The sequence below is a fragment of the Psychrobacter sp. R86515 genome, from assembly GCF_042466315.1.
Lineage (GTDB): Bacteria > Pseudomonadota > Gammaproteobacteria > Pseudomonadales > Moraxellaceae > Psychrobacter.
This window is the reverse complement of the sequence record NZ_JAXHCC010000001.1, coordinates 80,510-96,273: the sequence shown is the minus strand read 5'-3', so window position 1 is coordinate 96,273 and position 15,764 is coordinate 80,510. Positions and strand designations below refer to the sequence as shown.

Genomic DNA, 15,764 nt, shown 5'->3' with positions numbered 1-15,764 from the left:
ATACAAGTTTTCATAATCTTTATGACTGATAGCTTTTAAAACTAGCAAGCTCTTAGAAATCGAAAGTTCTTAGAAGTCGAAAGCTCTTAAAAATTGATAGCTCTAAAAGTGACCAACTTTAAGATTCTCATAAGTACCTTTTACCAAGATATCGTCCGTAACTTTATTGATATCGGTATGACCGCAGAACGCCATTGAGATATCACACTCTTTATAGATGATTTCAAGCGCGCGGCGTACGCCATCTTCACCATAAGCGCCCAATCCATAGAGAAAAGCGCGCCCAATCATCGTGCCTTTCGCACCCAGTGATATCGCTTTTAGCACATCTTGACCAGAGCGAATGCCACTATCTAACCATACCTCGATATCGCTATCCTCAGCATGGACAGCTTGTACGATGTCAGACAGTGCAGAAATAGAAGACAGTGCGCCATCTAACTGACGGCCACCATGGTTTGAGACGACCAGTGCATCGGCACCGCTACGGGCAGCCATGATGGCATCTTCAGGCTCCATAATGCCTTTGATAATCAGCTTACCGCCCCACATATCTTTGATACGCGCTACATCATCCCAGCTCAAACGTGGATCAAACTGCTCTTCTGTCCATGAGCTCAATGAGGACAAGTCTTCAACGCCTTTGGCATGACCGACGATATTGCCAAAGCTACGACGTTTGGTGCCTAGCATATTCATACACCACTGCGGCTTGGTCATGAGGTTTATGATGTTGGTAAGGGTCGGTTTAGGCGGTGCAGACAAGCCGTTTTTGATGTCTTTATGACGCTGACCCATGACCTGCAAGTCGGCAGTTAATATCAGTGCTGAGCAATTGGCATCTTTGGCTCGTTGAATCAAATTGGCCATATAGTCTTGATCGCGCATGACATATAACTGAAACCAAAAAGGCTTGCTGGTATGAGTGGCGATATCTTCGATAGAGCAGATGCTCATGGTCGAGAGCGAGAACGGAACGCCAAATTTTTCAGCGGCACGCGCGGCGTGAATTTCGCCATCTGCCCACATCATGCCAGTGAACCCAGTTGGGGCGATGGCGACGGGCATATTGACGGACTCGCCAATCATTTGTGTCGCTAGACTGCGATTGTCCATATCGACCAATACTCGTTGGCGTAGCTTAATACGGTCAAAGTCAGTTTCATTACTACGATACGTGGTCTCAGTCCATGAGCCTGAATCGACATAGTCATAAAACATACGCGGCACTTTACGCTCGGCGACACGGCGTAGGTCTTCAATCTCTGTTACTTTCTTTAAGACAGGTTTTAAATCTTTCATGATTTCTCACTACTTTATCATCGTAATAGGGCGTCTTTATTATAGGTATAATGCTATTAAGCGAGCAGCTGCTGCAAATCCATCACCGAAAACGGATAATTTAATCGTTTGGATGGCGTCAAAATCACAGGAATAGTGGTGGCGAACTCCATCATTAGCGCCTCATCAAAGTCTGCAATATCGACATGTTGGTAGCTAATCGGTTGTACGGCCTGAAACTGAGTGATTATTTGCTCAGCGATATCACATAAATGGCAGCCCGAAGTGCCTAGTAGCCACCATTGATTGCTATTTTCATCAATGCCGAGGCTTGGGTTTGCTGCAATAACACGCGCTCGTAATACTTCTATATTATCATCGTGCATGGGTAGTCTCTTATCTTCATACTGATTGTAAAGCGCTGATGCTCAGCACGCGCTTATTTAAAACATAAAATACTTTAACGGTCATTACATCATAAAGAAGTGGGGTAAATAATGACAGCGATTGTGAGATTAGGTAAGATGACCTGCTATTGATCGTTATTAATGACTAATGCTCAATGGTTAATGATTGGCTATAAATAGCCCGTTTACAATCATTGATTCTTAGTTGATGTCTCATAGTCATTAATAGAGTATCTATCTTATCTTATTACTTTTTTAACCACTCGGATATCGCGCATGGCAAGTTTTGGCACATTTATCAAACGTCTGTTATTGGCAATTATGCTATTGGTTGTCGCATTCCATATATTGGTCGTTGGGCTACTATTAATTTGGAAAACACAGCCAATTAATAACAGCATGTTTATGTTGACGCATCGCCTAACGGGCGGCACGGTCACTCAGACATGGGCTGAATATGATGCGATTGCCAAATCTGCCAAACAAGCGGCGATTGTGAGTGAGGACTCAACGTTTAGTCAGCACAGCGGTTTTGACTTTAAAGGTATCAAAGCCGCGCAAAAGAAAAATGAAGAGACAGGCAAAATGTCTGCTGGCGGCTCAACGATTACTCAACAATTGGCAAAGAACTTGTTCCTAACCTCGCATCGCTCCTATGTGCGTAAAGCTGAAGAGGCTGTCATCACTGTGATGATTGAGACGCTATGGGACAAGCAGCGCATCATGACCGCTTACCTAAATGTGGCGGAGTTTGGTAATGGTATCTATGGTATCGATGCAGCAGCGCATCATTATTTTGATAAGTCTGCGGCCAATCTAAACCGAGATGAGTCAGCACTTCTGATTGCGATGCTTACCAATCCAAAGTACTACGAAGACAATCAAGGCGATAAGCGTTTACGTAACAAGCAACGTATTATCAAAAAACGCATGAAAAATGCCGTATTACCGCAAGCCTCTTCATAAACATAAAGCATTAAGGTTGGGTTAGATTGTAGGATCGAATGTTGTAGGCTCGGCTATTTCGAATAAAACTAGGGCGTGTCCTCAATTCAATCGACAGTCATCTAAATGAGTTAAAAATGGCTAAATCTTGCCAGACAGCGTCAAATAGCTGACTAATATCTCGATATTATCTGCGCTATTTTCCTTGTTTGACGGCAATTTATCTCATTTTCATCACCATTTTTAAAATGAGGACACGCCCTAGGATATACCCTAATAAAGACAGAACGATAAAAGATGATGGCGTATCGATAACGCAAAAGGAGTAGTGACGTGGTAGAGATGACTAGTAATCAGGGCAGTGGTGATATTAACGATATGATTGACGTTAATAACGTCAGCGACGGCGATAACGACAATATTAATAAAGACATCAATATAGATAATAGCCAAAATAACTTGGCAGAAATCGAATGGCAACGCTCAGCAGATGGCAGCTATTCACCGAGCAGTTATATCAATCGTGATTTGTCTTTATTACAGTTTCATCTGCGAGTATTAGCGCAGGCATCTAGTTCACGTCACCCACTGCTTGAACGCTTATTTTTCTTGATTATTTTTTCATCCAATCTTGATGAATTTTTTGAGATTCGGGTCGCTGGTATCATGCAAAAGCTCAATATCGGTGATGTATCGACCAGTGCTCATGGCATGCGCCCTAGCGAAGTGCTAAACGAGATATCTATTATCACTCATGCCGCAATCAGTGAGCAGTATCGTATTCTCAATGAGGATATCCTGCCAGCACTTGCGCTCGAAGATATTCGTTACTTGAAACGTGATGAGCTAAACGCTGAGCAGTCTGCATGGATGAAGCGTTATTTTACGGAGCAAGTCGTACCCGTATTGACGCCGATTAGCATTGATCCGGCGCATCCATTTCCGCGTCTGGTAAATAAAAGCTTAAACTTTATCGCTACATTAGAAGGCAAAGACGCCTTTGGACGTGATATCAACTTGGCGATTGTGCCTGCGCCGCGCAGTCTACCGCGTGTGATTCGTCTGCCAGATGAGCTAACTGGTGGTAAAGAGCATCATGTGATGCTATCCGCTATTATTCATGAGCATATCGGTGAGCTATTCCCTGGGATGAGTGTGACAGGCTGTCATCAATTTAGGCTGACACGTAATGCCGATTTAGACTTGGCTGATGATGTTGAAGACATTGCCAAAGCACTAGAAGGCGAGCTTGAAAACCGTCGCTTTGGTGATAAGGTGCGCCTTGAGGTCACAACCGATTGCCCAACACATATCAGTGAGTATCTGCTTAATGAGTTTGAGCTGCATGACAATCAGCTATACCGTGTCAATGGCCCAGTCAACCTAACGCGTTTGTTGTTTGATTTTAATATTCCTGCGCTGCGCTATCAGCCATTTACTCATGTCGTGCCAAAGGCATTTCGCCGAGAAATGGATAAGTCAGATAAATCGACCAGTATGTTCGCTGCCATGCGTAAAAGTGATGTGTTGGTTCATCATCCTTTTCATGCGTTCTCACCAATTATTAATTTGCTTTGGCAAGCAGCCAGCGATCCCAAAGTATTGGCGATTAAACAAACGCTATATCGCTCAGGCACCAATTCAGAAATTGTCAAAGCACTTGCCGCCGCTGCTCGTAATGGCAAAGAAGTTACGGCTGTTATCGAGCTGCGTGCGCGTTTTGATGAAGCGTCTAATATCGCAGTTGCCAACTATCTACAAGAGGCAGGCGCGGTCGTGGTCTACGGTATCGTCGGTTACAAGACCCATGCCAAGCTCATGCTAATCGTACGCCGCGAGGACGATCGAATCCGTCGTTATGTCCATTTAGGCACTGGTAACTATCATGCAGCCAATGCTAAGGTTTACACAGATTATGGCCTGTTTAGCGCTGATCCTGATATCTCAGAAGATGTTCACAAAATATTCCAAGAGCTAACCGGCATGGGTAAGCCAGCCAACCTCAAAAAACTATTACATGCACCCTTTACTTTGCATGAAAAACTGATGAACTTTATCGATGATGAAATCGCTCATGCCAAAGCGGGCAAACGTACCCATATTATCATCAAAGCCAATGCGCTCACTGAGCGCCGCCTCATTGATAAATTATATGATGCCTCGCAGGCAGGCGTTAAGATTGAATTAATTCTGCGTTCTATGTGTTGTTTACGTCCACAAGTAAAAGGACTCTCTGAAAATATTACAGTACGTTCTGTTATCGGACGGTTTTTGGAGCATACGCGCGTTTATTATTTCTATAACAATGGTGATGAGCGTCTATACTGCGGTAGTGCAGACTGGATGGATCGTAACCTGTTTCACCGTGTAGAAGTGGCATTCCCTATTGAGAACAAGAAACTGTTTAAGCAGATTTATCAGGATGGCTTAATTAATTACTTACAGGATAATACGCAAGCATGGACACTTGATGGCACTGGCGTTTGGCAGCAGCTACAGCCAGCAGTAGGCGAGGAGCCACACGTCGCACAAGAGCATTTATTAAAAACGATTAATCGTGTCGAGGAATCTAGCTAATCTGCAAAAGTACTTTTAGCTGATAATCAACTATTCAACTATCTATCTAGCCAAGCACTGGTAAATACTGGTGCTTGGTTTTTTTGTGCTTACCAATCGCAAAAGTTACAAACTGACTTGTAACCTCACAATTATTCACATATTGATACGGCAGTACACTGGTGCATTACCCAAGGTCATACCTATAATTAATATCAATTCTGACGCTACTTTATAAGTATTGGTTACTCATTTGAGCGTTGGTACAAGTTCAAAACAATTTAATAAAATCATAAGAATAGGAAATAAACCATGAGTACTACTAACGATGACAATTCAGATATAAAACAAGCTGCAGAACAGGTAAATGGTCAGGAAGTTGAGAAGAACTTAGCAGAGAACAAAAAAGTCGACGCCCCTGAGTCGTTAAGTGAAGAAGAGCAAACGCCTTTTATCGACGATGATTTACGTACTGATAAGTAATCTATAACATCGAACATCGACCTAGTGATTAATAATAACCAATAATAAAGCGAGGGATACGCCATGACTATGCAAGAACCAGTAGCAACAGACATAGAAGAAAAAGTAAACGTGGATGACCCTGCTGCTAATGAACTAGAAAACCTTAAAGATAGCTACGCAGGGCGCAAGCACAAGCCTGAAATTGATGGCCCTGAGCAAGACTCACAAGAGACTGACGAAGTTTATGCTGATCCACGTAAAGAAGAAGACCTTCCAGCTGGTGGAAAGAACGCAGCAGAACTAAGTGCCTACGACTTGAGCCAAAAAGGTAATGAGTAAAGGAATATAGGTAACAGTGGGCTAACCAAATCGACAAAATTATAAATATAAAAAGAGGATATGATAATGCAAGCCAAAGACTCAGCAATAGACAAGACAAAGGTACTAGGATCTGATGATCATAGTGCAATTGAAAAAAATACTACCGAGAACAAAGGAACTGATACTTTTGATGAGTCTGTTGTCGACTCAGAACACGTAAATGATAATGACAATCCAGCGCGCCAACCAGATCGTCGTGATCAAGAAGGTAGTACCGCATTCGATGACAATATCAATGAAGATACTGTCGGTAGTGCAGCACCCAAGAGTGAGGGTATTAATGATTTAAATCGTTATGCCAACATTGATAACGCACAAACCCGTATCTTAAATCCTGATGAAAAAGATTAGATAGGTTTAAATTTCGACAGATCTATAGCGTTTCTTGGGTTAGACGAGTAATTATCATAGTAGGGAGTATTAATGAATAACTCACATAACGAAAGCGTCAATAACGATCATAGCTTAAAAGATGCAGATGATAATAATGGTATTGTTCCTGATGATGCATTACAAAAGGCAAATCCAGCTGCAGCAGAAAAGGCTACGGAAGATCATGATCCGCATAATGTCGCTAAGAGTAACAAACAGTATGACAGTCCATTGATGGAAGATGATAAGTAAGATTTTAGTACATCAATAGCTATTAGTATTCGTACATAAATATGCATTTGTACATAGATAAAAAGGCACTGTGTTTGATACGAGTTATATACTCTTACCAAACACAGTGCCTTTTTTTGTTTCCTACATTTTTACTTTCTACATTATATAGGTAGACATGTTTAGGTAAGGCATGGGCTTTAAGCAGGTGTACCACTGTGAAAACGTAGCTCAGCATCTGGGCTACTGATTAATTCAGCTTCTACTTCTTTAAAGAACGCGACTCGCTCGTCTATATTCTCATCTGATAATGATTGAGCGAGTGCAAGATAATCTTCGAAATGACGGCTCTCTGACTTGAGCAGATAACGATAATACTTCGCTAAGCGTTCATCATCAATGACTTCGGCCAACGCTGCAAAACGCTCACAAGAGCGCGCCTCAATAAATGCCCCAATTATTAATACATCAACCATCGCTGCTGGCTCGTAAGTGCGTTTGTGCTTCAACATACCTTTGGCGTAGCGTCCAGCACCTAGATATTTCCACTCTTGACCGCGCTCATTCATGATACCCAGTACTTGCTCGTAGTGCAGCATCTCTTCTCGTATCAGCTGTGCGAGTTTACGTTGCAAGTCATACGAGAACTCATAACGAAATATCAAATTCATCGCAGTACCAGCGGCCTTTTTTTCGCAGTTAGCATGATCTTGAATGATCATAGGTAGGTTTTCAATCGCAGCATTTACCCAAGCTTGCGTGGTTCGAGCACCTAAAAAGTTATAAACAGGAGATAAGTCTACCTTTATAGGAGTACGCAAATGCATAATATCGACGCTATCTTCTTCAGGCAGCTTTTCTTCGATTAGATCTGTTTCGGCACTATTATTTACAGTTTGAGAGATATTTTCTTCGACAGAATTTTTCTCAATGCCCTTGTCATCTATAGTATTTGCTGTTGATTGTAATGTCGTGAGGTCTTGTTGATTGATAGTCATAGTCTAAGGAAGCTTTATTTGTGAATGGTGATATGAGTAATTATATCGTTAGTCTGACCTAGATACGATGCTAAATAACTGACAGTCATCAATAGGTGTTTATTAATAGATAACGGTTAAGCACAATTAAAGGTATTAATGATTACTTACTGTTTATATTAATTTTGCTGCATATCGTTCCTAGATGATGATTATAGCTCCTAGAGTAGGCCACTTATACATTATCATTATTAAACAGCCTAAGTATTTACTTAGTGAATGGTGTTTCCTTGTTAATTTTATTATTTGATAGTAGGATGAGATTTTGCTATTTAAGCATCTCGTCTTACTTTTATGATTCACTCTTAGTAAAGAGTAAACCTTATATCAATAGATTGCGTTTTACTAGAACATCAAATTTGTAGATATATCCTCGTAGAACAATTAGAGAATCAAAGATTCCACAACGAATGAGATATGAACGTTTAAAACCTCACAAGTTTAAAAAATCTTAAACAGTTACTGTCACAACTCAGTATTAGTACCCCTCACGAACAGATAAGGATAACAATATGAGCCAGTCTTCTAACACCAATCGTATTCAAGAAGGCAGTCTTGCCATCGATCAGCAGTTATATGACTTTATTGAAAACGAAGTACTACCAAAAGTCGGTGTGGATTCAGACGATTATTGGTCAGGTTTCGAAAAGGTTATTAAAGAATTTACCCCGCGCAATAAAGCGTTGCTTGCGACTCGTGACAAGATTCAAGCGCAGATTGACCAGTGGCACTTAGATAATCCTGCGAAAGATGGTGAAATTGACTATCCAGCTTATAAGACATTCCTACAAGAGATTGGTTATTTGCTACCTGAAGGCGAAGCGTTTACGGTTGATACCAAAAACGTCGATGACGAAATCGCACACATCGCAGGGCCGCAGCTAGTCGTACCAGTTCGTAACGCTCGTTATGCGCTTAATGCGACCAACGCACGATGGGGTAGTTTATACGATGCGTTGTATGGCACCGATGTTATCAGTAGTGACAATGGCCAAGAAGCGGGTGGTAGCTATAATCCTACTCGCGGCGCCGCTGTTGTCGCTTACGCTAAAGCGTTTTTAGATGAGCACTTCACACTAGCATCAGGTTCTTACAATGATGTGACTGGCTTTAAAGTAGTCGATGGCAAGCTTGAAGTCGTACAAGGTGATAGCAGTACCGAGCTAAAAGATACGGCTAAGTTTGTCGGCTTTGTCGGTGACGCTGAAGCTCCTACAGGTGTACTGTTGAAGAACAACGGCTTGCATGCTGAGATTCAAATCGATAGTAGTCATCCAGTTGGTAAAGACGATCCAGCAAATATCAAGGATGTACTGCTTGAGTCGGCCATGACAGCTATTCAGGATTGTGAAGACTCAGTCGCTGCGGTAGATGCAGAAGAAAAAGTCGAAGTCTATCGTAATTGGCTTGGCTTAATGAACAGCGACCTACAAGAAACCTTTGAAAAAGGCGGCAAAACGCGTACACGTAAGCAAAACCCAGATCGTGAATATAACACGCCAGATGGTGGCAAGCTGATCTTACCAGGTCGTTCGCTATTATTGATTCGTAACGTCGGTCACTTGATGCAGAACCCTGCCATCTTAGTCGATTTGGGCGAGGGCCAAGAGCAGATATTTGAAGGCTTAATGGATGGCTTAATCACGCCACTATTATCACTTAATGATATTAAAGGCAAAAACGAGCTATCAAACTCACGTCAAGGTTCAATGTATATCGTGAAACCAAAAATGCATGGCCCTGAAGAAGTTAAAATGGCCAATGACTTATTTAATGCGTCAGAAGACCTGTTAGGTCTAGAGCGCAATACGCTCAAAATCGGCATCATGGATGAAGAGCGCCGTATGACGGTCAACTTAAAAGAAGCAATCCGCCAAGCCAAAGAGCGCGTTATATTCATTAATACGGGTTTCTTAGACCGTACTGGTGATGAGATGCATACCAGCATGAATGCAGGTCCATTTGTACCAAAAGGCGAGATGAAGTCGCAAGCATGGCAGCCTGCTTACGAGCAGTGGAACGTTGATATCGGTCTAGAGACAGGCCTACAAGGTCGTGCGCAAATCGGTAAGGGTATGTGGGCCAAGCCTGATGAAATGAAAGAGATGATGGATACTAAAGCCGCTCATCCTAAGTCTGGTGCTAGCACTGCGTGGGTACCATCACCAACGGGCGCTACCTTGCATAGCATACACTATCATCAAGTAAGCGTAGCTGATGTACAAGACACGCTAAAATCACGCGAGCGTGCTAGCTTGGATGACATCTTGACCATTCCATTAGCAAAAAATACCGACTGGACTGATGAAGAGAAGCAGCAAGAGCTTGAAAACAATGCTCAAGGTATCTTGGGTTATGTCGTACGCTGGGTAAATCAAGGCGTGGGTTGCTCCAAGGTACCTGATATCAATGATGTCGGTCTCATGGAAGATCGTGCTACTTTGCGTATCTCAAGCCAACATATTGCTAACTGGTTGCATCATGGCGTGGTGAGTGAGCAGCAAGTGATGGATACGATGAAACGCATGGCCAAGGTCGTCGATGAGCAGAATGCAGGCGATGATGACTATCAATCAATGGCAGATAACTTGGATAGCTCTTATGCATTTAAAGCGGCTTGCGATTTAGTCTTCAAAGGACGCGCACAGCCTAGTGGTTATACTGAACCATTGTTGCATCAAGCACGTTTGGATCTTAAAGCAAACGCTTAGAACAATAGACTAAATATGACAGGTATTTGAGCATACTTGATGAGCAAGTATGCCAGTCAGTCTTGCTCATTTGTAACTGATAAATTTGCTCAAATAGATTATTAACTTCTTAATTAGCGCTATTTATTTTTAGTAAATAGCGCTTTATTTTGGACTATTTTTCGATGTTTATTATAAAAATTTAAGAATATTAGTAATCATATTAACCAATATTATTCGTATCTAATTGAGTAAGCGGAAGTTTTTTAACAATCGTTCAAATAAAATGAAGGGTCTGTTATTTGATAATAGATGTATCGAAAAGGCAAAAAAATATGTTGCAAATTATGTCAAAGTTGTTATGCTTGTACTCGAAGTATGAGTTTGGTAACGGATGTTACGCAATGGAAGGATAAAAACTAAAGATTACATGGCAGTTACTTTTTTAATCCCAGTTATGTAAATCATGGTTTTTTTCATCTTACTGTAATAGAACTTCGCCACACTTGTTTCTGACTAATCTCGGTAGCCAGTTACACATTATATCTTTGAGGATTTGTGACGATACCATTATGGGCGCCAGCTAATAATAGCTTGCTCATTACTACAATTGTAAAGTGGAGATACCCCATGAAAAAACTACTTTTAGCTACAGCAATCGCAGCCCTATCTGTATCTGCAGCCAATGCAGCACCAACTCTATACGGGAAAGCTTTCTTAGCGGCTGACTATGAAAATGCTGAATTTGATGGCCCTGCTGGCAACATGTATGACGAAGATACAGTACAGATTAACTCTCATGCTTCACGTATCGGCCTTAAAGGTTCTGAAGCCATGACTGCTAATACTGATGTTATCTATCGTTTAGAGTACGGTACAAGCATCGATGGTGATAACGCTACTTTCAGTAACCGTGATACGTATCTTGGTGTTGTAAACAAGCAGTTCGGTGAGTTCCGTGTTGGTAAAAACCAATCAAGCCTAGCTCGTATTGACAACGTTGTTGTTAACCAAGGTTACTGGGATAACCTAGGCCAAACTCAAAATGAAAGTGAAGTTGTTAGTGCTTTGAACATGGCGGATAGTAACCGTATCAACAGTTCAGTTATTTGGACTGCACCAAAATACAATGGCCTACCATTACAACTGTCTGCAATGTATAGCTCTGATGATGCAAACGGTAATGACAATGCAGGCTTCGGTGTAGCAATGTTGTTTGACCAAGGTACTGGTTTTACTGCTGGTATTGCTTACGATAAAGACCAAAACATCGATGGTGATATCATCCGTGGTACAGCAACTGTTGATCTAGGTAAATACATGGCCGCTCCTGTCACTCTAGGTGCGCTATACCAAGTAGGTGATTATGATTACGGTACTAAAGATGAAAAAGGTCTAGTTGTTAGCGCTCAGATGGGTCTAAATAACTTTGCTTATCCAGCAGCTGTATATGCACAGTACAACAAAACTGACAACTTAGATGGTCTTGATAATGCTGATTCAGACCAAATCGTTGTTGGTGGTAAATACATGTATAAGGATAACATCATTGCTCATGCCTATGCTGGCGTAAACAATGCTGATAACGTTCCATACATGAGTACTAGAGGTGATGCAGACGTAGTCGTAGTTGGTACTGGTCTAGAATACTTATTCTAGTAACAACTAGAATTTGTTTTTAAAAAAACTCATCCTTCGGGGTGAGTTTTTTGTTGTGCAGCGTTTTAATAATAGAAAAATGTTTGCTACCAACACGAAAATATAAGAGTTTCAGACAGTTTGCATTTTTGCCCTATATTTTATGGCGTATTTTTAGTAAAATCCTTCTTTACCAATTACCGACAGAGTACTATGACCAAGTTTATATTCGTGACCGGTGGGGTAGTGTCCTCACTAGGAAAAGGTATCACCGCAGCTTCTCTTGCAGCGGTCTTAGAAGCACGTGGCGTGACTGTCACGATGACCAAAATGGATCCGTATATTAACGTCGATCCAGGTACAATGAGCCCGTTTCAGCATGGTGAAGTATTCGTCACTGAAGATGGCGCAGAGACCGATTTAGATTTGGGTTATTACGAGCGCTTCTTGCGTCACTCAAAAATGAGTAAGAGTAATAATTTTACCAGTGGCCGTATTTATCAGAATGTATTGAATAAAGAACGCCGTGGTGAGTATCTAGGCGGTACTGTACAGGTTATTCCGCATATTACTGATGAAATCAAAAACAAAATCCTTGCCAGTGGCGAAGGGTATGATATCGCTATTATCGAAATTGGCGGTACGGTTGGTGATATCGAATCACTTCCTTTTATGGAAGCCGTACGTCAGATGCAGGTAGAGCTTGGCCGTAATAGAGCCATGCTAATGCATCTTACTTTAGTACCGTATATTGCTAGTGCTGGTGAGACCAAAACTAAGCCAACGCAGCATTCCGTAAAAGAGCTGCGCTCTATTGGTCTACAGCCTGATATCCTAATTTGCCGCTCTGATCATCATATTTCACAAGACAACCGTCGTAAGATTGCGCTATTTACCAACGTTGAAGAGCGTGCAGTCATTATGTGTGAAGATGCACAGAGTATCTATCAGATACCGCGTACATTGCACGAGCAGGATCTTGATGATCTAATTTGTGAGCGTTTCGGTCTTGATGTGCCTGAAGCTGATTTGAGCGATTGGGACAAAGTGGTTGAAGCACAGTTGAATCCAGAAGGAACAGTGACTGTTGCGATGGTCGGCAAATATGTCGAGCTTCCAGATGCTTATAAGTCTATCAACGAAGCATTGCTACATGCAGGTATCACGCATAAAGTAGATGTGAAAATTGACTACATCGATGCTGAACGTCTAGAAGATGATGATACTTTGCTTGCGCAGCTAAACGATGCTGATGCTATCTTAGTACCAGGCGGTTTCGGTGAGCGCGGTACGATGGGTAAAATAAAAGCCATCACTTATGCTCGTGAAAACAGCGTCCCATATTTAGGTATTTGCCTTGGTATGCAGTTGGCTGTGATTGAGTATGCACGTAATGTACTTAATATTAACGCCAACTCTTCTGAGTTTGATCGTAAGACCGCTGAGCCTATTATTGGTCTGATCACTGAGTGGTTAGATGAGCGCGGCGAGTTACAGATTCGTAGTGATGATTCAGACCTTGGTGGCACGATGCGTCTAGGCGCACAGCAAGCAGAGCTAGTTTCTGGTAGTAAGCTAAGCCAAATTTATGGTGCAAGCAATATCACTGAGCGTCATCGCCATCGCTATGAGATGAACAACCGTTATATTGAGCCGCTAGAGCAAGCAGGTATGACCATCTCTGGTTATTCTGCCAAGCAGCATTTGGTAGAGTCGGTAGAGATCTCTGAGCATCCATGGTTTGTTGCTGTACAGTTCCATCCTGAGTTCACTAGCTCACCGCGCGGTGGTCATCCACTGTTTAACAGCTTTGTAAAAGCGGCTAAGAACCACAACGAAGCAAAATAGCTCTCAAAATGTAATGTATATTGAAAGCGTTTATTATAAAAAAGACTGATCTTCGGATTGGTCTTTTTTTTGCTTAATTCAAACTGCTAGACATTATTAAAGAGTCAACATCTTCATTAATAGAGTCTAATTACGCTTGCATACTTTTTTTAATCAGCCTATCGGTTACAATATGGGATAGAGATATTAATAACAAAATAAGAGGTAGTGGCTTCATGGAAAACTTATTGACCGCACAATCACATATCACGCTCAACACTCCTAATAACGATACGATTAAAATTGGTAACGACCAGCCTTTTGTATTGTTCGGTGGTATGAATGTTTTAGAGTCTAAAGAATTGGCATTTGAGATTGCTGAGCAGTATGTTGATATTTGCCAGCGCTTGGGTATCGGCTATGTTTTTAAAGCGAGCTTTGATAAAGCCAACCGCTCAAGTCTGCATTCGTATCGTGGGCCTGGTTTAGAGCAAGGTATCGATTGGCTAGGTCAGATCAAAGAAAAATTCCAAGTACCGATTATCACTGATGTGCATGAGCCACATCAAGCAGCATCAGTCGCTGAAGTGGCTGATATTATTCAGCTACCTGCATTTTTGTCACGTCAGACAGATCTAGTGCATGCGATGGCAAAAACAGATGCCATTATTAATATCAAAAAGGCGCAGTTTTTGGCCCCTCACGAGATGCGTCATATCGTTAATAAGTGCCTAGAAGGTGGTAATGATAAATTGATACTTTGTGAGCGTGGTAGTGCCTTTGGCTATAATAATTTAGTCGTGGATATGCTTGGTTTTGATACCATGAAGCAGATGGATATACCGGTATTCTTTGACGTGACGCATAGCTTACAACAGCCAGGTGCACGTAGTGATAGTGCTGGTGGACGTCGTGAGCAGATTACAACACTTGCCCGTGCAGGTATGGCTACAGGGTTGGCAGGGTTATTTTTAGAAGCGCATCCAAACCCAGAAACTGCAAAATGTGATGGTCCATGTGCGCTGCGTATGAATCAACTAGAGCCTTTCTTACGTCAGCTTAAGCAAATTGATGATTTGGTCAAAGGTTTTGAAGTATTGGATACTCATTGATACGGTACGTTATAAGAGGGCTATACAATGGCAATTCAAATGGCGCAAGTAAGCATCGAAAATATCGATGATGCAGAGGGCTTAGATAGCGTAATGACTGTGCTTAAGAATATCTCAGGCGTGACGGCTATTAATTTGGATCCTAAGCATAATGTCGCAACGGTAAGCTATGATGATACAGATACTAGTATCCATGCCTTAACAGCAGCGATTAGTATGGTGGACTATGTGACTCAGCCATTTCCGATTGATTCACCGCAGAACCCGCACCATAACGATTTATAATTACAAATAGCTATTGCTATAAATTTGTCGACGCGCTCTTTTATGTTTTTATTGATAAGTTACTGTTTCGTTAATAGCATCTCGTTAATAAAGCAACAACCAAACGGTCTTGTTGTCGAGGATAATAGGGCTTATGCTTATTTAATGTAGCTTTGATAGTTGCTCTTCCTTTGATAACTTAAAAAACATCAAAGTAAGCATTAACAGAATCACTATTAGAGTTGCTCATTACTAATAAAAATAAGGAGCCCAATATGGCAGATCAAACACGTATTATTAAAATTGACGGTATGACTTGTGGCGGATGCGTAGCAAGCGTACATACGGCAACAGCTGATATTGATGGATTAGAAACTATTACCGTTGACCTCGCTGATAACCTAGCGACGATAACCTTTGATGATAGCAAAACCAGTGCAGAGGCTATTGCTTCAGCTATTGACGATGCGGGATTTGAGGCGACAGTTGCTAACTCATAAATTCCATCACTTATTTACAGAACCAGCTAACATGTTATTACAAGCATGATAGCTGGTT

Annotated in this window: 15 protein-coding genes; 12 read left to right on the top strand and 3 right to left on the bottom strand. The window is 41.6% G+C overall.

Features of this window, described 5'->3' with window-relative positions; genetic code table 11:
- Positions 1–102 precede the first annotated feature (102 nt).
- Both SJY28_RS00360 and SJY28_RS00355 read right to left on the bottom strand, forming a co-directional pair.
- Positions 103–1,302: an L-lactate dehydrogenase gene (locus SJY28_RS00360; RefSeq protein WP_379543029.1), complete on the bottom strand. Its 1,200-nt coding sequence runs from the start codon at positions 1,300–1,302 to the stop codon at positions 103–105.
- A 56-nt stretch (positions 1,303–1,358) separates the two neighbouring features.
- Positions 1,359–1,667, bottom strand: a complete 309-nt coding sequence (locus SJY28_RS00355) for a glutaredoxin family protein (protein ID WP_379543028.1) — start codon at positions 1,665–1,667, stop codon at positions 1,359–1,361.
- Between the two features lie 297 nt (positions 1,668–1,964).
- Between SJY28_RS00355 and mtgA the strand changes: the two genes are divergently transcribed.
- The 6 genes from mtgA to SJY28_RS00325 all read left to right on the top strand — a co-directional run bounded on the left by mtgA (position 1,965) and on the right by SJY28_RS00325 (position 6,659).
- On the top strand, positions 1,965–2,654 hold the full coding sequence (gene mtgA, locus SJY28_RS00350) for a monofunctional biosynthetic peptidoglycan transglycosylase (RefSeq protein ID WP_201548202.1): 690 nt from the start codon (positions 1,965–1,967) through the stop codon (positions 2,652–2,654).
- 321 nt (positions 2,655–2,975) lie between these two features.
- Positions 2,976–5,210 carry a polyphosphate kinase 1 gene (gene ppk1 / locus SJY28_RS00345; RefSeq protein WP_379544877.1) on the top strand — a complete coding sequence of 745 codons (2,235 nt, stop codon included), beginning with the start codon at positions 2,976–2,978 and terminating at the stop codon, positions 5,208–5,210.
- A gap of 291 nt (positions 5,211–5,501) precedes the next feature.
- Positions 5,502–5,672: a hypothetical protein gene (locus tag SJY28_RS00340; protein WP_185156594.1), complete on the top strand. Its 171-nt coding sequence runs from the start codon at positions 5,502–5,504 to the stop codon at positions 5,670–5,672.
- A gap of 63 nt (positions 5,673–5,735) precedes the next feature.
- Positions 5,736–5,993, top strand: a complete 258-nt coding sequence (locus tag SJY28_RS00335) for a hypothetical protein (protein WP_379543027.1) — start codon at positions 5,736–5,738, stop codon at positions 5,991–5,993.
- Between the two features lie 66 nt (positions 5,994–6,059).
- Entirely contained in the window at positions 6,060–6,386 is a 327-nt protein-coding gene (locus SJY28_RS00330) for a hypothetical protein (RefSeq protein ID WP_101205163.1), read from the top strand.
- Positions 6,387–6,458: 72 nt separating this feature from the next.
- A complete protein-coding gene (locus tag SJY28_RS00325) occupies positions 6,459–6,659 on the top strand; it encodes a hypothetical protein (protein WP_290190142.1) in 201 nt (66 codons plus the stop codon).
- 179 nt (positions 6,660–6,838) lie between these two features.
- Here the strand turns inward: SJY28_RS00325 and SJY28_RS00320 are convergent, their stop codons facing one another.
- A complete protein-coding gene (locus SJY28_RS00320) occupies positions 6,839–7,465 on the bottom strand; it encodes a tRNA-(ms[2]io[6]A)-hydroxylase (RefSeq protein WP_379544875.1) in 627 nt (208 codons plus the stop codon).
- A 722-nt stretch (positions 7,466–8,187) separates the two neighbouring features.
- On the opposite strand from SJY28_RS00320, the gene SJY28_RS00315 reads away from it, so the two are divergent.
- The 6 genes from SJY28_RS00315 (at position 8,188) to SJY28_RS00290 (ending at position 15,706) form a co-directional block, all read left to right on the top strand.
- Positions 8,188–10,386: a malate synthase G gene (locus SJY28_RS00315; RefSeq protein ID WP_379543026.1), complete on the top strand. Its 2,199-nt coding sequence runs from the start codon at positions 8,188–8,190 to the stop codon at positions 10,384–10,386.
- 609 nt (positions 10,387–10,995) lie between these two features.
- On the top strand, positions 10,996–12,024 hold the full coding sequence (locus SJY28_RS00310) for a porin (RefSeq protein ID WP_379543025.1): 1,029 nt from the start codon (positions 10,996–10,998) through the stop codon (positions 12,022–12,024).
- Positions 12,025–12,216: 192 nt separating this feature from the next.
- Positions 12,217–13,851, top strand: a complete 1,635-nt coding sequence (locus SJY28_RS00305) for a CTP synthase (RefSeq protein ID WP_379543024.1) — start codon at positions 12,217–12,219, stop codon at positions 13,849–13,851.
- Positions 13,852–14,066: 215 nt separating this feature from the next.
- Positions 14,067–14,942: a 3-deoxy-8-phosphooctulonate synthase gene (gene kdsA / locus SJY28_RS00300; RefSeq protein ID WP_379543023.1), complete on the top strand. Its 876-nt coding sequence runs from the start codon at positions 14,067–14,069 to the stop codon at positions 14,940–14,942.
- A gap of 27 nt (positions 14,943–14,969) precedes the next feature.
- Positions 14,970–15,227 carry a heavy-metal-associated domain-containing protein gene (locus tag SJY28_RS00295; RefSeq protein WP_341610138.1) on the top strand — a complete coding sequence of 86 codons (258 nt, stop codon included), beginning with the start codon at positions 14,970–14,972 and terminating at the stop codon, positions 15,225–15,227.
- 254 nt (positions 15,228–15,481) lie between these two features.
- Positions 15,482–15,706, top strand: coding sequence for a heavy-metal-associated domain-containing protein (locus SJY28_RS00290; protein WP_057761178.1), 225 nt, complete (start codon positions 15,482–15,484; stop codon positions 15,704–15,706).
- Positions 15,707–15,764: the final 58 nt, after the last annotated feature.

Bases quoted from the DNA above. Each gene is read 5' to 3' on its own strand.
- SJY28_RS00360 (WP_379543029.1), bottom strand. From the start codon at position 1,302: ATGAAAGATTTAAAACCTGTCTTAAAGAAAGTAACAGAGATTGAAGAC.
- SJY28_RS00355 (WP_379543028.1), bottom strand. From the start codon at position 1,667: ATGCACGATGATAATATAGAAGTATTACGAGCGCGTGTTATTGCAGCA.
- mtgA (WP_201548202.1), top strand. From the start codon at position 1,965: ATGGCAAGTTTTGGCACATTTATCAAACGTCTGTTATTGGCAATTATG.
- ppk1 (WP_379544877.1), top strand. From the start codon at position 2,976: ATGACTAGTAATCAGGGCAGTGGTGATATTAACGATATGATTGACGTT.
- SJY28_RS00340 (WP_185156594.1), top strand. From the start codon at position 5,502: ATGAGTACTACTAACGATGACAATTCAGATATAAAACAAGCTGCAGAA.
- SJY28_RS00335 (WP_379543027.1), top strand. From the start codon at position 5,736: ATGACTATGCAAGAACCAGTAGCAACAGACATAGAAGAAAAAGTAAAC.
- SJY28_RS00330 (WP_101205163.1), top strand. From the start codon at position 6,060: ATGCAAGCCAAAGACTCAGCAATAGACAAGACAAAGGTACTAGGATCT.
- SJY28_RS00325 (WP_290190142.1), top strand. From the start codon at position 6,459: ATGAATAACTCACATAACGAAAGCGTCAATAACGATCATAGCTTAAAA.
- SJY28_RS00320 (WP_379544875.1), bottom strand. From the start codon at position 7,465: ATGCATTTGCGTACTCCTATAAAGGTAGACTTATCTCCTGTTTATAAC.
- SJY28_RS00315 (WP_379543026.1), top strand. From the start codon at position 8,188: ATGAGCCAGTCTTCTAACACCAATCGTATTCAAGAAGGCAGTCTTGCC.
- SJY28_RS00310 (WP_379543025.1), top strand. From the start codon at position 10,996: ATGAAAAAACTACTTTTAGCTACAGCAATCGCAGCCCTATCTGTATCT.
- SJY28_RS00305 (WP_379543024.1), top strand. From the start codon at position 12,217: ATGACCAAGTTTATATTCGTGACCGGTGGGGTAGTGTCCTCACTAGGA.
- kdsA (WP_379543023.1), top strand. From the start codon at position 14,067: ATGGAAAACTTATTGACCGCACAATCACATATCACGCTCAACACTCCT.
- SJY28_RS00295 (WP_341610138.1), top strand. From the start codon at position 14,970: ATGGCAATTCAAATGGCGCAAGTAAGCATCGAAAATATCGATGATGCA.
- SJY28_RS00290 (WP_057761178.1), top strand. From the start codon at position 15,482: ATGGCAGATCAAACACGTATTATTAAAATTGACGGTATGACTTGTGGC.